Here is a 15,373-nt window from a genome sequence, read left to right as displayed (position 1 = left end):
GGAACATCGCTCGGGTTTGCGCAATGTTGCTGGGCGCAATATCTGGAGGAATGCTTACAGCGGCCTGATAATTCCGAGGAAGATGGCCAAAACTAGGGTAAATCCCAACCTTCGCGGGTATCCGGAAGCGCCACGCAGACCCATTGCCCAGGGGCCGGGGCCTTGCGCGGCCAATGCCCGGCGTCCGGGGGCACGGCGGCGCTTCCCCATTGCAGGGTGTATCGGACGGCGCGGATCACCCCCGCGTGGGTAATCCAGACCTGGTCGTCCACACCGTCCGCCATCGCGGTGCGCAGGGCGTGCCGCACGCGGCGCAACAGCATCCGCACGGACTCGCCACCGCCGGGGCGGTAGTCGGTAAAGTCCGCCGCCCAGGCGTCGAGTTCGGCGCGCGGCACGTCGTCCCAGAGGAGGCGCTCCCACGCGCCGAAATCCAGTTCGCCCAGGTTGGGGTCCACGACGGGTGCCGCGAGACCGGGGCGTCGCGCCTGCAGCGCTTGGGCAAGCTGGCGCGCCCGAATCAGCGACGAGACGCGCCAGCCAAAACGCGCCGGCAGCACGGCGTCCAGCCGCCGGGCCGCCTCCACCGTGGCCACCGGATCGGCGGGAATGTCGCTCGCGCCGTAGCAAACGCCCGTCGGCAACGCGGTGGCGGCATGGCGAACGAGCCACAAGCGCACGGCCTCAGCCCCACCCCCGGGCCTGCAAGCCCAGCCCGACCGCCAGCCCCAGATAAAAGGCCAGCTCCGTCATCTGCTGGGTGGCGCCCAGCGTGTCCCCGGTAAAGCCCTGCAGGCGTCGCCGCAGCCAGCGGCGCATGGCCACCAACATCCCCCCGGCTGCCGCGACCGCCGCGCCCCACGGCGCGGACGGCAACAGCCCCGTCACCAGCGCCATCGCAGCCGCCCACCAGCCCAACCCCACGATCCCGGCGGACACACCGATCGCATCCGCCAGCGGCTTGGATTTGGAACGCGGCGTATCCCCCACATGCGGCAGGGTGCGGATGATCCACAGCGGGGCCAGCCGCGACGTGACATGGGCGGCGAACAGCCCAGCGGCCGCCAGCGCGGTGCCGTGCTGGGCCAGCAGCGCCAGCAACCCCACTTTGGTCAGCAGGGCCAGCACCAGCGCCACCGCCGCGTAGCTGCCGATGCGCGAGTCCTTCATGATGTCCAGCGCCCGCTCGCGCTCGACCACGCCGCCCAGGGCATCGGCGGTGTCGGCCAACCCGTCCTCGTGAAAGGCGCCCGTCAGAGCGACGCTCGCGGCCGTGGCCAGGGCCGCCGCCACCCATGCCGACGCGGGCTGGGCGGGCAGCAGCCACAGGGCCGCGGCACACACCAAGGCGCTAGCCCCGCCGACCAGCCACCCCACCCCCGGAAAATGCGCCGCACTGGCGCGCAGCATCGCCGGCGAATAACCGACCCACGCCGCCAGCCGCCCCGTGATGGGAATGCGCGTAAAAAACTGCAGCGCCAGCAAAAAATGCCGCACGCCGGTGGCCAGAGCGGCCAGGGGGCGTGGAGGCGTCTGCGGTTCCGCCATGCGGCTCCTCCGGGCGTGTCAGGGGGTGGTGGGCGCCGGATCCGGCGCGGCCCGCGCCACGCCGGCGGCGCCGAAACTGGCCATCTCGCGCAGGATGGCGCAGGCCGACACCAGCAGCGGCCACGCGAGCGCGGCACCCGACCCCTCCCCCAGCCGCAGGCCGAGGTCCAGCAGCGGCTCCGCCTTCAGATACGCCAGCAGCAGCGCGTGGCCGCGCTCGCCGGAGCGATGCGCGAACACGCAGCGCTGCAAGACGTGCGGACGCAGCCGCGCCGCCACCAGCACCGCGGCGGTGGTGATGAAGCCGTCCACGACGATGACGCGGCGCTCGGCGGCGGCCCGCAGGATGGCGCCGGTCATCGCGGCGATTTCGAAGCCGCCCAGCGCCGCCAGCGCCGGCAGCGGCTCGGTGGCCTGCGCGTGGCGCGCGAGCACCCGGCGCAGCACGTCGATCTTGCGCTGCACACCGGCGGCGTCCAGCCCGGTTCCGGCGCCGGTGCAGTCCGCAATGTCCAGCCCCGTCAGGCGGCTCATCAGCAGCGCCGCGGCGGAGGTGTTGCCGATGCCCATCTCGCCCAGCAGCAGCACGTTGCCGGGCAGGCGGCGCACGAGGTCGATACCGTGCTGCAGCGCCTGCGCGCATTGCGCGTCGGTCATCGCGGGCTGCTGCAGCGCGTCCGCCGTGCCCCAGGCGACCTTCGCGTCCACCAGGCCCGCCCGCGGCGCGAAGGCATGGCGCACGCCGCAGTCGACCACCGTCAGCGCCAGGCCGTGCTGGCGCGCCAGCACGCTGACCGCCGCGCCGCCGGCGAGAAAGTTTTCCACCATCTGCCAGGTGACGTCGCTCGGGTAGGCCGACACGCCGTGCGCAGCCAGCCCGTGGTCGGCAGCAAAGACCACCAGTTGCGGCGCGCGCAGCGCCGGGGCCTCGGTGCCAAGGATCAGGCCGAGCCGCTGCGCCAGCGCCTCCAGCCGGCCGAGCGACCCGAGCGGCTTGGTCTTGTCGTCCAGCAGCGCCTGCAGGCGCGCGGCCAGCGCCTCGTCGTGCAGATCCGCCACCACGGGCAGGTCGTTTGTGGTCGGTGTCATCGCAGTGGTCTCCTCGTGCAACGGGGAAAGGAAAGGGATATCGGCGATCGCCAAGGAATGGGGTGGGCCGTCATGGGCCGGCCAGCGCGGCCAGCACGCCGGGGGCGAAGTGCGCCTCGACCAGGCCGGCGAGGTCGTCGAACACGTCGGCCAGCGGCCGGGCGCGCGCGCCGAGCAGCGCGCGCAGCGCGGCCTCGTCCTCGAACAGGCCGTGCAGGTACAGGCCCAGCACGTTGCCGGCGGCGTTGCACCACGCCAGCCCCGGCAGCACCTCGTGCGCGATCTCCCCGCGCGCCACCAGCGCCGGATGCGGCACGGTGCGGCCGTGGTGGATTTCGTAGCCGCGCACCGTCACGCCCGCCAGTGCCGCCCAGGCCCCCGCGGGCACGGCCCCGAAGGTCGCCGTGGTGCGGCGCACGGTCTTGGCGCGCTCGAATTCCGTCACCAGCGGCAGCAGCCCAAGGCCCGGCGCGTTGCCATCGACACCATGCGGGTCCACGAGCGCCTCGCCCAGCATCTGCAGCCCCCCGCAGATGCCCAGCACCGCCCCGCCGCGCGCGGCGTGCGCGGCGATCGCGGCATCCAGCCCCTGCGCGCGCAGCCAGGCCAAGTCCGCCGCCGTCGCCTTGGAGCCGGGCAGGATGATCCAGTCCGCCCCGGCGCAATCGGCTGGGGTGCGCGCCCACACCAGCCGCACGCCGGCGGCGTTCTTCAGCGGCTGGAATTCGTCCAGGTTGCTGATGCGCGGGTAGGCCACCACCGCCACCGTGCTACGCACCGGCCCGCCCCCCCGCGTCGCGCGGTCGTCGAACACGCCGTCTTCCTCCGGCAGGCCGTGGCCCCAGCGCAGCGGCAACGTGGCCACGGTGGGCACGCCGGTGAGCGCCTGCAAGCGCTGCGGCGCCGGGGCCAGCAGCGCCGCGTCGCCGCGGAACTTGTTCAGCACGAAGCCGCGCAGCGCGTCGCGCAGGTCCGCCGGCAGCAGCGCCCAGGTGCCGTAGAGGTGCGCGAACGCCCCGCCGCGGTCGATGTCGGCGATCAGCAGCGCGCGCGCCTGCGCGTGGCGCACCGGCGCGAGGTTGACGATGTCGGTGTCCTGCAGGTTGATCTCCGCCGGGGAGCCGGCACCCTCCATCACGATCAGGTCGTGCTCCGCACGCAACTCGTCCAGCGCCTGCCGCACCACCGGCCAGACGCGCGGGGAGCGCTCGCGCCACCGCAGGGCGGTCAGCTCGGCATCGACGCGACCCAGAAGCACCACCTGGCTGCGCGTGTCGGCCTCGGGCTTGAGCAGCAGCGGGTTCATCCGCACGTCGGGCTCGACGCCGGCGGCCAGTGCCTGGAAATACTGCGCGGCGCCGATCTCGCCCTCCCCACCCTCGGGTGTGGCGACGACGCGCGCGTTGTTGCTCATGTTCTGCGCCTTGAACGGCGCCACGCGCAGACCCTGGCGCGCATACCAGCGGCACAGCGCAGTGGCAAGCCAGCTCTTGCCGGCGCCGCTGCTGGTGCCCCAGACCATCAGGCAGCGCGCGGTCATCGCGGCGCCCTCCGCCGGGCTGCTGCGGGGGCGCCCGCCAGCGCAGGCGCGTCCAGCGCTTCCGCGAGCGCCTGCAGCGCCTGCGGCGGCTGTGCCGACAGGCGCCACCAGCCCGGCAGGCCGAACGACGCCGCATCGCGCAGCTTGACGCCGCGCGCGCGCAGCGCCGCCGCGTCGAGCGGCTGCGGCGGGCGGGCGCAGGCGAAGGGCGTGACACTTGCAGCGACTTCCCAGCCGCGCGCCTGCAGCGTCTGCACGAGCGCCGCCTTCCACTGCGCCAGCGTCCCCAGGGTCGCCTGCAACCAGCGCTGCGTCGAAGGCTCGATCCAGGCGGCCAGCAGCGCCACGCCGTCCGCCCCGATCGGCCACGACGGCGCCAGCGCCTGCAGCTCGGCGAGCTCGCCCGGCCCGGCGTCCTCCGGCGCGATCACGTAGGCCGCGCGCACGCCGGTCAGGCCCAGCGCCTTGTTGGGGCTGTAAAGCTGCCAGCAGCGCGCGCGCTGCCGCTCGGTCAGCGCCGGCTCGCCCTGCAGCCGCAGCGGTGCGTAGGCCAGGTCCAGCGTCACCGGCGCCCCGGCGGCCAGCAGGGCCTGGGCCGCGGCGGCATCCTCCGGCTGGCCGAGCGGGCTGCCGGGGTCGCACAGCCAGCCGGCGCACGCCAGCGCCGGGCCAGACGCGTGCGCCAGACCCCAGACCCGGGCGGCGTGCGCGTAGTCGCCGTAGCCGGGCACCGGCCACCAGAGGGGACCGTACCCACGCCGCGCGCACCAGGCGGCGAAGCGCAGGATCCACTCGCTGCCGCTGGCGGCCAGCAGCACTCGGTGCGGCGCCACGCCGTGCCAATCGGCCAGCCGACGGCGCAGCTCCGCGTACGCGGGGTCAGGGTAGTGACGCCGCGCCGCCGCCTGCACGCGCGCCCAGGCCTGCGGGCACGGCCCGCAGGCATTGGCATTGGTGGAAAAGTCCCACGGCGGCACACCGTCGGCGTCGGGGCCGCCGTGCGTGCGCGGCGGCGACCCCGCAGGCGACTGCGTCGTCCCCGGAGCCGGTTCGGTCACGCCGGCTTCGGCGGCCAAGTGTTCCAGCCGCTCTTTCATGACGGCCTCCCGAGCATCGCCACGCCCGCCAGACCCGCCACCAGCAGCGCGCCCCACCCGGCCACCGCGCGGTCGCACCATGCCAAGGCACGCGCGGTGTCCGCAGGCTGCGGCAGCCGCCCGGCTTCGTTGAGTGCATACACCCCGGGCTTGGTGAGCCGCACCCCCAGCCGCAGCGCCAGCGCCCCCATCGGCCAGCCGCCGTTGGGCGACGGCGTGCGCCGCGCCTGCGCGCGCAGCGCGCGCCACGGCACGCTTCGGCCGGAGGCGGCCAGCAGCAGCACAGCGGTCAGCCGTGCCGGCAGCCACGACAGCGCATCGTCGGCCCGCGCGGCCCAGCGCCCGGCAAAGGTCCAGTCGCGCCCGCCGCGCACGCCGCGGTATCCCCACATCGCATCGGCGGTGTTGGCCCAGCGGTACAGCGCCGCGCCGGGCAGGCCCGCGAGCGCGAACCAGAACAGCGGCGCCACCACCGAGTCGTTGACGTTTTCCGCCAGGGTGGACAGCGCCGCCTGCCGCACGCCGGCCTCGTCCAGCGCCTGCACGTCACGGCTGACCAGCCGCGCCACCTGCGTGCGACCGGGCTGGAGCCCCCGCGCCAGCGCCGCTTCGACCGCGGCCACCTCCTCGCGCAGCATGCGCCAGGCCAGCAGCGGCTTGAGCAGCAGCCCAAGCGCCAGCCCCTGCACCCACCACGGCGCATGGCTCAGCAACGCCTGCGGCACCCACGCCAGCGCCACCACCCCAGCAGCCCCGAGCGTCCACGCCAGCATCCCGGCGGCAAACACGCGCGCCGGCGGCACCGGCGCGCCCGGCATCGGCGCCACGCGTCGCCCCAGCCTCTCCAGCACCCAGCCCATGGCAACGACCGGGTGCAGCCGCGCCGGCGGCTCGCCGAAGCGCGCGTCCCACGCCAGGGCGACCGCAACCGCCAACGCCAGCGCGCCCGCCGGCGGCCATGCGAGCGCTGCCTGCTCCATCGCCGGGAGTGCCTCTCAACCTGTCACCGGCACTGCTCGCGTGTGCAGGCCCAGCCGCGCCAGCAGCGCGCGGTCGGCCTCCACGTCGGGATTGCCGGTGACCAGCAGCTTGTCGCCGTAGAAGATCGAGTTGGCCCCGGCCAGGAAGCACAGCACCTGCGTCGATTCGTCCATGTCGCGCCGGCCGGCCGACAGCCGCACCTTGGCCCGCGGCATCGTGATGCGCGCCACGGCCACCGTGCGAACGAACTCCAGCGGGTCGAGGTCGGGCTGGTCCGCCAGCGGCGTGCCGGCCACCTTGACCAGATGGTTGATGGGCACCGACTCCGGGTAGGGGTCGAGGTTGGCCAACTGCGCGATCAAACCGGCACGCTGCAGCCGCGACTCCCCCATGCCGACGATGCCACCGCAGCAGACGCGGATGCCGGCTTCGCGCACGTGCTGCAGCGTGCGCAGGCGATCCTCGTACTCACGCGTGTGGATGATGGCGCCGTAGAACTCCGGCGCCGTGTCGAGGTTGTGGTTGTAGTAGTCCAGGCCCGCCTTCCCCAACGTCTGGGCCTGCTCGGCGGTGAGCATGCCCAGCGTGCAGCACGCCTCCAGGCCTTCTTCCTTAACGACGCGCACCAGCTCGGCGACCTTGTCCAGATCGCGGTCAGTCGGCGCGCGCCACGCCGCCCCCATGCAGAAACGCTGCGACCCGGCCTGCCGGGCCGCACGCACGGCGGCCCGCACGTCCTCGGGCGACATCAGCTTGGTGGCCTTCACGCCGGTCTCATGGTGCACCGATTGCGGGCAGTAGGCGCAGTCTTCCGGGCAGCCGCCGGTTTTGACCGACAGCAGCGTGGCCAGCTCGATTTCAGCCGGATCGTGGTGCTGGCGGTGCACCTGCTGCGCCTGAAACAGCAGCTCCGGCAGCGGCAGCTCCAACAGCGCCAGCACAGCCTGCGGTGTCCAGCGCGCTGGCAGCGGCGCTGCGGCCGCGCGCGCAGGGCTGAAAGTCGATTCACAAGCTTCAGGGGATACAGCCCGTGGTACCTCAATCATGCCTCAAAACTCCTTCATGCCAACGCCAACGACCCTGAGCCCATCCGCTCAACGTGGCGGCGATCCTGAACCGCTGCGCCGTCCCGCCCTCATGCGGCGGGCGCATCGTCGCGCAGCGGTAACGTGCTGGGCTGCGCCCAGCGGTTTTCAAACACCACCTCGCGCAGCGGCAGGCGCTGAGCCCAGCGCTCGCGCTGCAGCATCGACTCATCATAGAACAACTGCACCGGGCCCAGGCACAGCAGCGCCAGCGGACGCGACCCTGGCGGACAACCCAGCAGATCGGCCACCTGCTGCGGGTCGAAGATCGAGACCCAGCCCATGCCCAACCCCTCGGCGCGCGCAGCAAGCCACAAATTCTGGATGGCGCAAGCCACGGAGGCCACGTCCATCTCCGGCAAGGTGCGCCGGCCAAAGACATGTCGCTCACGTTCAGGCATCAGCACCACGGCCCAAAGCTCGGCGGCCTCCAGAATGCCTTCCACCTTCAGGCGCGCAAACGCCTCCCCGCGCTCGCCAAGCGCCTCGGCGGTGCGTGCCCGCTCCTGCTGCACCAGATCGTGCAAGCGTTGACGTTGCTCCGGTTGCGTGATGCGGATCCAGCGCCACGGTTGCATGAAGCCGACGCTGGGCGCCCAGTGCGCCGCGCGCAGCAGCCGCACCAGCACGTCGGGCTCCACGCGACCGCCGGCAAAGTGGCGCATGTCGCGCCGCAGTTCCATGGCGCGATAGATCGCCGCGCGCGAAGCGGGGTCAAAGGCGTGTTCGGCAACCTCGGGTTGCGCATGGGATGAGAGCGCAGACATGGCACGTTTCAGTTCCAATCGTTCAACGCCACGTGGTGGGCTTGCCAACGCTGCGCCCACTGGCGAGCCTGGCCAAGCGCGGGGCGATCGTCGTCGGCGTCCACCACCACACAGACCTCCAAAGCCGGGCGCGGCGGCGCCTGCCGCACCCGCCCGTCGGTAATCAGCCACAGCACCTGCCGCGCGCGCCCGCCTGTGCGCCGCGCCCACGCCAGCGCCAGCGTCTCGGCGCGCTGCAGAGCCGCCGCCAGCGGGGTGCCGCCGCCTCCTCCCACCGCGCGCACGGCCACCCCCAAGGCGCGCCGCGCTGGCGCGGGCGGCTGCAGCATCTGCACGCCCTGCCCGACAGCCAGCAGCAGCGCCACATGCTGGCCGCAGCGCGCGGCGCGCTGCAGCAGCGCCAGCGCCACCGCCTTGGCGCGTGCCAGACGCCCACGGCGCAGCATCGACCCGGAAGCATCCAGCACGATGACGTGCAGGCACGCCGGCTCGGGCGCTACGGCGCGCCAGACCAAGTCGGCGGCCCGCAGCGGACGGGGCCCCTTGCGCGCCAGGGTGGCGAGCCAATCCAACCTCACTCGCGCGGCACCATCGCGCCGGTCAGACGCCTGGGCATGGTCCGTCCACAACAGCCCCGGCGCGACGGGCGGCATGCGCGCGCCGGCGGGGCCTAGGGCTTTGGGACAGGCCAGCCTCCCGGCGCCTGGCCCAGCGGCGGCGCGATGCCGACCGGCTGCGGTGGCAAGACGCCCCAGTCAGCGTCACCCGCCGCGGCATGGCGTGGGGGGCTCTGGCCTTGCGGGTGGCCGACTTGCGGCCCAGATCCATCGGACGGCGCGGCAGATGTGCGCTGCGGCGGCGCCGACGGCCACGGTGGCGTGATCGCGCTGCTTGTATCCTGAGCGCTGGCCGCCGCCAGGCCGCCGCGCCGGTGCGCCAGCGCCCACGGGGCCACCGCCTGCAGATCGGCCAGCTCAATGGCGGTCTTGCCGTGCCAGGCCGCATGCGCGCGCGCTGCCTTCAGCAGCGTCAAGTCGCCGCGCAAGCCATCCGCGCCGCATTGCAGCGCCAGCGCGCAGGCTTGCGCGATGATTTCCTCCGACCAAGCCAGCGCCCCCAGCGCCTGCCGCGCGCGCTGCAAGCGCTGCTGCAGCGCCTGCTGTTGCGCTTGGTAGCGGACGACAAACGCCGCCGGGTCGGCCTCGAAGGCCAGCCGCGCGCGCACGATGGCGGCGCGCGCGGCCGCCGCGCTTGGGTTGCTCAGTTCGACGCAAAGGCCAAAGCGATCCAGCAGCTGCGGGCGCAGCTCCCCCTCCTCCGGGTTCATCGTGCCGATCAGCGCAAAGCGCGCGGCGTGGCGCTGCGAGATGCCGTCGCGCTCCACGGTGTGCACGCCGCTGGCGGCGGCGTCCAGCAGCACATCGGCCAGCGCATCGGGCAAAAGGTTCACCTCATCCACGTAAAGCACCCCGCCGTGCGCGCGCGCCAGCAGCCCGGGCCGCCAGGTGATACGCCCGTCGCGCAGCGCGTCTTGCAGCTCCAAGGTGCCAACAAGCTGCTCCAGCGTGGCCCCCAGCGGCAACTGCACGAACGGGGCGCCAGGCAGCAAGTCGGCCAGCGCGCGCGCCGCGGTCGATTTGGCCGTGCCGCGCGGGCCGCGGATCAGCACGCCGCCGATTGTGGGGTCGATGGCCACCAGCAGCAGCGCCAGCTGCACATCCGGCACGCCCACCAGCGCCGCAAAAGGATAGCGCGGCATCTCCAGAGAAGGGTTGGGTGACGGAACCGTGGTCGAATGGGTTTCCATGGCCGTCACGTTGGCGGTTGTTCCCATCGCTCCTCCAACTCCAGCTGCAGTTGCTGCAGGCGCTCTTGCTGCGCTGCCGAGGGCGTCCAAAGCCCTTGTTCGATGGCCTGCCCCAAGCGCTGCGCCATGCGGCGCAACGCCGGCAGGTTGTACTGACGCAAGAAGCGCTGGTTGGCCTCGTCGAACACCAGCGTTTCGGCAACCAGATCGAGCTGGTGCGGCGCCACCCCTTGGCCCAGCGCCACCCAACCGAGCAGATGCTCCAGCGTGGCGGCCATTTCGGCCGCGCCGGCGTAGCCATGCGCCTGCATGGCCTGCAGCCAGCGCGGGTGCGTGACACGCGCGCGCACGATGCGCGCCAGCTCTTCCCGCAACGGGCGCACCCGCACCGCCGTCGTGCTGCTGTCGGCGTGATAGACCGCGAGCGCCTGTCCACGCAGGGCTTGCGCGGCGGCGGCCATGCCGCCAAGGTATTCGACAAAGCCATCGATATCCAGCGCATCGTGTTCACGGTGATCCTGGATTTGCGCCGCCAGCTCAATCTGCGCCAGCCGCTGCGTCCACGCCGCCGGCGCCGCCACCCCATGCGCTCCGCGACCGTAGGCGTAGCCGCCGCTGCCGAGATAAGCGCGCACCAGCGCGTCCTGGTCGAGCGCGGCATCGGTCTGCGCCAGCTCGCCGATGCCGGCGCCATACGAGCCCGGGCGCGGACCGAACAAGCGCCAACTGGCCTGGCGCTGCGCTTGCGCGGCATCCAGCCCTTGCGCGCGCAGCGCTTGCGCCTCGCGCTGCACGCGCACGCGCACGGGGTTGAGCTCGTCGGGCTCGTCCTCGGGCGGGATCGCAGCCACCGCTTGCACGGCGGTGTCGAGCAAATCGATCAAATGGGCAAAGGCGTCGCGGAACAAGCCAGAGACCCGCAGCGTCACATCCACGCGCGGATAGGGCCGCAACGACGCCGGCAGCACCTCCACTTCGACCACGCGGCCGCTGCCGTCGGCCCAGCGCGGCCGCGCCCCCAGCAAGGCCAGCGCGGTGGCCACATCCTCGCCGCCGGTGCGCAAGGTGGTGGTGCCCCACAGCGACAGGCCGATCGCGCTGGGAAAGACGCCGTGATCCTGGGCGTAACGCTCAATCAAGCGCGCGGCGATGCGCTGGCCGCTGTCCCAGGCCGCCGGGGTCGGCAGGCTGCGCGGATCGGCAGCATAAAAATTGCGCCCGGTGGGCAGCGCATCGACGCGCCCGCGCGACGGCGCTCCGCTGGGCCCCGGCGGCACAAACCGGCCGCGCAGTCCACGCAGCAGCTGCGTGGTCTCGTTGGGCCCGCAAGCATCCAGGCGCGGCGCCAGCTCCTGCCACGCCGCTTTCAAGACCTGCTGGGCGCGCGGGCCAGCTTGGCGCTCGGCCAGCGCCGGATCTTGCAGCCACGCCAAGGCCAACTGCTGCAACCGCTGGCGCGTGTGACCAGCGTGACGCCACGGCCCGTTAGGGTCGATGCCCTGTAGCAGCGGCGGGCGCGGCCCGCGCCAGGGCTCGGCGGGGTCGGCTTGCAGCGGGTCGAAGCCGTCCAGACCAAAGTCCTGCGCCATGGTGCGCAGCAGGCTGTCGTCCTGCGGGCGGCTGCCGCGCGGCTGGCGCAGCAGGGCCAGCAGGGTTTGCGCGCGCGCCACCCCCTGGGGCGACGTGCCCCAAACGTGCAAGCCGGCGCGAAGTTGGCTTTCCTTGATTTCGCAGAGGTAGGCGTCCAGACGTTGCAGCCACTGCGTCAGCACCGCCGCATCCTGCGGATCGCCTTGCAGGCCCAGCTCCTCGTGCACGCCCAGCCGCAAGGTTTCTTCCACGATCGCGTGGCGCAGCCGACGCGCACGGGGGGGATCCAGCGTCAGCGCGTCGTAATACTCCTCCACCAGGCGCTCCAGCGGGCGCAGCGTGCCGCTGTCTTGCGCGTCGGCCAGCGGCGGCATCAGGTGGTCGATGATCACCGCCTGTGTGCGCCGCTTGGCCTGCACGCCTTCGCCCGGATCGTTGACGATGTAAAGGTAGAGGTGCGGCAGCGGCCCCAACAAGCGCTGCGGCCAGCACAGCGGGCCCAAGGCCACGCTTTTGCCCGGCAGCCATTCCAGGTTGCCGTGCGTGCCGACTTGCACGATGGCATCCGCCTGCCAAACCTCGCGCAGCCAGAGGTAGAACGCCACATAGGCGTGCGGCGGCGCCTGCTCGGCGTCGTGGTAGGCGGCGCGACGTTGCCGCGGGTCGCGCGGCGGCTGCAGGCCGATGAACACTTGGCCCAGCCGGATGCCGGGGATCATCAGCCGGCCCGCGCGCGCCATCGGATCGTGCTCGGGCACTCCCCAATGCTGCCGCAGCGCCTGCACCAGCGCCGCCGGCCAGCCCGCCAGCATGCGCTCGTAGTCGGCCAGCGCCAGGCTCTGCCAGGCCGGGCGCACGGCGTTGTCGTCGAAGGCGTGCGTGACGCCGCTGCGCAGCCAGCGCATCAGCTCCTCGCCGTCGCGCGGCAGCGCGGGGCCGTCGCCCAGGTCGTAGCCGTCGTGATGCAACGCCTGCAGCAGACGCACCACCGAGGCCGGCCCATCCAGCCCCAGCGCCATGCCGATGCGGGCGTCGTCGCTCGGGTAGTCGGTCAGCACCACGGCCAAGCGCACTTGAGCGCGCGCCCGGCGGCGCAGCCGGCACCAGCGCCCGGCGAGCTCGGCGACCCAGTCGATCGCCTCGGGGTCGGCAGCGTAGCGAATCAGGTCGATTTGCGTGCGGGGGTCGTGGCGCTGCACCGCTTTGAAGCTGATGGCGCGTGTGGCGATGCGCCCGTCAAGCTCCGGCAGCACCACTTGCATGGCCATGTCGCGCGGCGGCAGACCGTGCGGGTCGTCCTCCCATTGCTGTCGCGTCACGCCCGCGGTGACGAGCTGCAGCACCACAGCATCGCCCGCCAGCGTCTGGCCATCTTCCAACCCGAGGGCAAACGCCGTGGCGTTGAGGACCACGTCCACGCCGCCGGCCTGCGCCAAGTCGTGCAGGCGCTGGCGCACCTGGGGGTTTTTCAGGCTGTCCACGCCCCAAGCGCGCGCGCGCAGCCCCCGCGCATGCAACGCCCGCAGCATGGCATCGAACGGCTCAGTGTTGCCGGCTTGCACGTGGGCGCGGTAAAAGAGCAGCAGCGCCTGCGGCGCGTCGGGCGCCACCGGCGGCACGTCCACAACCCAGTGCTCCACGATCGGCGGCAGCGGCTGCGGCGGCGTGCAGGGCTGATTCAAGCCAAGGGCGCGCTGCCCGATCAGCGCCCAAAAGCGCGCGGCGTTGGCGGCCCCGCCGTAGCGCAGCGCGCGCCACAGCGTGCGCGCGTCGTCCCAGTCGGCGGTGCCCTGCGCCAGCAGTTGCGGGTCGTCTTGCCCGTCGCCGGAAAACACCGCCAGCCATTGCCCGCGTTGACGCGCCAGCGCCGCGCAGCGCTCCACCAGGTAAGCCCAGTCGTGGTAACCCCCCAAGTGGTCGATGACCACGGCGCGCGCGTGCTGCAGGACGTCCTCGATATAGAAATCCACCGTCGCCGGCTGGCGCAGCGCCATCAGGTTGGCCAGCCGCACTTCGGGGTAGTCCGGCGGCAGCGCCGCCGCCAGCAGCGTCAGCGTGGTGTCGGCGGCGCTGAGCACTACCACTGGCGCGGGGGTCTGCGCCAGCCGCACGACCGCGCCGCTGGTGTCGTCGAGAAAACCGCCGGCGCGGGTGGCCAACAGGTGCATGCGTCTGACTCCAGCTTACGCGGCGCACGCCGCCAGCAACCTGGCTTGACGCAGATCGGCGCGCAGCGCCGCCTCGTCCAGCCCTTGCCCGATGCAAACCAAGACGCTGCGGCGCGGCTCGTCCGTGCGCCAAGGGCGGTCGAAGTGGCTGTCCAGCCGCGGACCCACGCCTTGCACCACCAGCCGCAGCGCCGCCTGTGGCAGCGCCACGAAACCCTTGATGCGCAGCAGGCCGTGGCGCGCCACCAGGGTTGAAAGCGTTTGCAGCAGGTGCTGCCGGTCGCGCACGTCCAGCGCCAACGCCACCGATTGAAAGGCGTCGTGGTCGTGATCGTCGTCCTCGTCGTCGTGGTGGGTGCGGCGGCCCTCGATCACCTCCTCCACCGCGCGGCCCAAGCCCAGCAGCACCTCGGGCGGCACCTGGCCGTGCCGCGCCACCACGGTCTGCACCGCCACCGGCGCGCACGCCGCCACCCGCGCTCGCACGCGCTGCAGCGCATCGGCATCGAGCTGATCGGCTTTGTTGAGCACGACCAAGTCGGCGGTGGCCAGCTGATCCTCGAAGAGCTCGGCCAGCGGCGTATCGTGGTCAAGTTCGGGGTCGGCGCGGCGCTGGGCATCGACGGCTTGCGGGTCGTGCGCAAAGCGGCCTTCGGCCACCGCCGGCGCATCCACCACGGTGACGACCGCATCGACGGTGAAAGCATGCCGGATGGTAGGCCACTGAAACGCCTGCACCAGCGGCTTGGGCAGCGCCAGGCCGGAGGTCTCGATGACCAGGTGGTCGATCTGGCCGCGGCGCTGGGCCAGTTGCTCCATCACCGGGGCAAACTCTTCTTGCACCGTGCAGCACAGGCAGCCGTTGGCCAGCTCGATGACCTGACCGTTGTCCGCGCCGGTCTCATCACAGCCAATGCCGCAGCCTTTGAGCAATTCGCCGTCGATGCCGAGCTCGCCAAACTCGTTGACGATGACGGCGATGCGCCGCCCCTGCGCCTGGGTCAAAAGGTGGCGCAGCAGCGTGGTTTTGCCAGCGCCAAGAAAGCCGGTAACGATGGTGGCGGGGATTTTGTTGAGGTTCATGACGTGTCGTCCTCCCAAGCGTTTCAGTCCTCGATGCCGCGCTGCGCCGGCACGCCGGCGTCAAAGTGGTGCTTGTGCTTAACCATTTCGGTGACGGTGTCGGCCAGGTCGATGAGCTCCTGCGGCGCGTGGCGGCCGGTCAGCACCACCGTCGTCGCGGGCGGGCGCTGGCGCAGCACGTCCAGCACCCCCTGCAGCGGGATCCAGCCGTAGCGCAGCGGGTACATGATTTCGTCGAGCACCACCATGAAGTGCTCTCCAGCGCGGATCACCGCCTCGGCGCGCGCCCAGCCTTGGCGCGCCAGCTCGGCGGAGTGCTCCAGGTCACGGCTTTTCCAGCTAAAGCCATCCCCCAGCCCTTCGATCGGAATGCCGAGCTGCTCGAAGACGCGGTGCTCGCCAAAGCGGGCGCTGGGCACTTTCATGAATTGGAAGATCTTGACGGCCTTGCCGCGTCCGTGCGCGCGCAGCGCCAGGCCAAAGGCCGCGGTGCTTTTGCCTTTGCCATGACCGGTGTGCACGATGATGAGGCCGCGGCGCGGGCCTTGCGGCTTGGGGGTGCTGCGCTGCAGCGGGGGGGTGAGCAATTCCATCGGTTCAAGCTCCCAAGGTTGCGGA

At 72.3% G+C, this 15,373-nt stretch carries 13 protein-coding genes; all 13 read right to left on the bottom strand.

Features of this window, described 5'->3' with window-relative positions; genetic code table 11:
- Window positions 1–92: 92 nt before the first annotated feature.
- Window positions 93–680, bottom strand: coding sequence for a histidine phosphatase family protein (locus Tfont_RS04155; RefSeq protein WP_082955465.1), 588 nt, complete (start codon window positions 678–680; stop codon window positions 93–95).
- 4 nt (window positions 681–684) lie between these two features.
- Window positions 685–1,548: an adenosylcobinamide-GDP ribazoletransferase gene (locus tag Tfont_RS04150; RefSeq protein ID WP_068609335.1), complete on the bottom strand. Its 864-nt coding sequence runs from the start codon at window positions 1,546–1,548 to the stop codon at window positions 685–687.
- Window positions 1,549–1,566: 18 nt separating this feature from the next.
- Window positions 1,567–2,637 carry a nicotinate-nucleotide--dimethylbenzimidazole phosphoribosyltransferase gene (gene cobT, locus Tfont_RS04145; protein WP_143968505.1) on the bottom strand — a complete coding sequence of 357 codons (1,071 nt, stop codon included), beginning with the start codon at window positions 2,635–2,637 and terminating at the stop codon, window positions 1,567–1,569.
- A 70-nt stretch (window positions 2,638–2,707) separates the two neighbouring features.
- Complete coding sequence (locus Tfont_RS04140) at window positions 2,708–4,177, bottom strand: cobyric acid synthase (RefSeq protein ID WP_143968504.1); 1,470 nt, start codon at window positions 4,175–4,177, stop codon at window positions 2,708–2,710.
- Window positions 4,174–5,274 carry an aminotransferase class I/II-fold pyridoxal phosphate-dependent enzyme gene (locus Tfont_RS04135; protein ID WP_143968503.1) on the bottom strand — a complete coding sequence of 367 codons (1,101 nt, stop codon included), beginning with the start codon at window positions 5,272–5,274 and terminating at the stop codon, window positions 4,174–4,176. Before Tfont_RS04135 ends, Tfont_RS04140 begins: the two co-directional genes overlap by 4 nt.
- Complete coding sequence (gene cbiB / locus Tfont_RS04130; protein ID WP_143968502.1) at window positions 5,271–6,254, bottom strand: adenosylcobinamide-phosphate synthase CbiB; 984 nt, start codon at window positions 6,252–6,254, stop codon at window positions 5,271–5,273. The genes Tfont_RS04135 and cbiB overlap by 4 nt, the downstream gene beginning before the upstream one ends.
- A gap of 15 nt (window positions 6,255–6,269) precedes the next feature.
- Window positions 6,270–7,301 carry a biotin synthase BioB gene (bioB, locus tag Tfont_RS04125; protein ID WP_143968501.1) on the bottom strand — a complete coding sequence of 344 codons (1,032 nt, stop codon included), beginning with the start codon at window positions 7,299–7,301 and terminating at the stop codon, window positions 6,270–6,272.
- A gap of 89 nt (window positions 7,302–7,390) precedes the next feature.
- Window positions 7,391–8,107: a 5,6-dimethylbenzimidazole synthase gene (gene bluB, locus Tfont_RS04120; protein WP_143968500.1), complete on the bottom strand. Its 717-nt coding sequence runs from the start codon at window positions 8,105–8,107 to the stop codon at window positions 7,391–7,393.
- Between the two features lie 8 nt (window positions 8,108–8,115).
- Entirely contained in the window at window positions 8,116–8,760 is a 645-nt protein-coding gene (locus tag Tfont_RS04115) for a vWA domain-containing protein (protein ID WP_143968499.1), read from the bottom strand.
- A gap of 17 nt (window positions 8,761–8,777) precedes the next feature.
- Window positions 8,778–9,914, bottom strand: coding sequence for an ATP-binding protein (locus Tfont_RS04110; RefSeq protein WP_143968572.1), 1,137 nt, complete (start codon window positions 9,912–9,914; stop codon window positions 8,778–8,780).
- 5 nt (window positions 9,915–9,919) lie between these two features.
- Window positions 9,920–13,672 carry a cobaltochelatase subunit CobN gene (gene cobN / locus Tfont_RS04105; RefSeq protein WP_143968498.1) on the bottom strand — a complete coding sequence of 1,251 codons (3,753 nt, stop codon included), beginning with the start codon at window positions 13,670–13,672 and terminating at the stop codon, window positions 9,920–9,922.
- 15 nt (window positions 13,673–13,687) lie between these two features.
- Window positions 13,688–14,755: a cobalamin biosynthesis protein CobW gene (gene cobW / locus Tfont_RS04100; RefSeq protein ID WP_143968497.1), complete on the bottom strand. Its 1,068-nt coding sequence runs from the start codon at window positions 14,753–14,755 to the stop codon at window positions 13,688–13,690.
- 23 nt (window positions 14,756–14,778) lie between these two features.
- Window positions 14,779–15,348, bottom strand: a complete 570-nt coding sequence (gene cobO / locus Tfont_RS04095; RefSeq protein ID WP_143968496.1) for a cob(I)yrinic acid a,c-diamide adenosyltransferase — start codon at window positions 15,346–15,348, stop codon at window positions 14,779–14,781.
- Window positions 15,349–15,373: the final 25 nt, after the last annotated feature.

The sequence above is a fragment of the Tepidimonas fonticaldi genome, assembly GCF_007556755.1.
GTDB lineage: Bacteria > Pseudomonadota > Gammaproteobacteria > Burkholderiales > Burkholderiaceae_C > Tepidimonas > Tepidimonas fonticaldi.
The sequence above is the reverse complement of the archived record's forward strand: the minus strand, read 5'-3'. Positions and strand labels throughout refer to the sequence as shown.

Excerpts from the sequence above, each read along its gene's own strand:
- Tfont_RS04150 (WP_068609335.1), bottom strand. The coding sequence starts at position 1,548 with ATGGCGGAACCGCAGACGCCTCCACGCCCCCTGGCCGCTCTGGCCACC.
- cobT (WP_143968505.1), bottom strand. The coding sequence starts at position 2,637 with ATGACACCGACCACAAACGACCTGCCCGTGGTGGCGGATCTGCACGAC.
- Tfont_RS04140 (WP_143968504.1), bottom strand. The coding sequence starts at position 4,177 with ATGACCGCGCGCTGCCTGATGGTCTGGGGCACCAGCAGCGGCGCCGGC.
- Tfont_RS04135 (WP_143968503.1), bottom strand. The coding sequence starts at position 5,274 with ATGAAAGAGCGGCTGGAACACTTGGCCGCCGAAGCCGGCGTGACCGAA.
- cbiB (WP_143968502.1), bottom strand. The coding sequence starts at position 6,254 with ATGGAGCAGGCAGCGCTCGCATGGCCGCCGGCGGGCGCGCTGGCGTTG.
- bioB (WP_143968501.1), bottom strand. The coding sequence starts at position 7,301 with ATGATTGAGGTACCACGGGCTGTATCCCCTGAAGCTTGTGAATCGACT.
- bluB (WP_143968500.1), bottom strand. The coding sequence starts at position 8,107 with ATGTCTGCGCTCTCATCCCATGCGCAACCCGAGGTTGCCGAACACGCC.
- Tfont_RS04115 (WP_143968499.1), bottom strand. The coding sequence starts at position 8,760 with ATGCCGCCCGTCGCGCCGGGGCTGTTGTGGACGGACCATGCCCAGGCG.
- Tfont_RS04110 (WP_143968572.1), bottom strand. The coding sequence starts at position 9,914 with ATGGAAACCCATTCGACCACGGTTCCGTCACCCAACCCTTCTCTGGAG.
- cobN (WP_143968498.1), bottom strand. The coding sequence starts at position 13,672 with ATGCACCTGTTGGCCACCCGCGCCGGCGGTTTTCTCGACGACACCAGC.
- cobW (WP_143968497.1), bottom strand. The coding sequence starts at position 14,755 with ATGAACCTCAACAAAATCCCCGCCACCATCGTTACCGGCTTTCTTGGC.
- cobO (WP_143968496.1), bottom strand. The coding sequence starts at position 15,348 with ATGGAATTGCTCACCCCCCCGCTGCAGCGCAGCACCCCCAAGCCGCAA.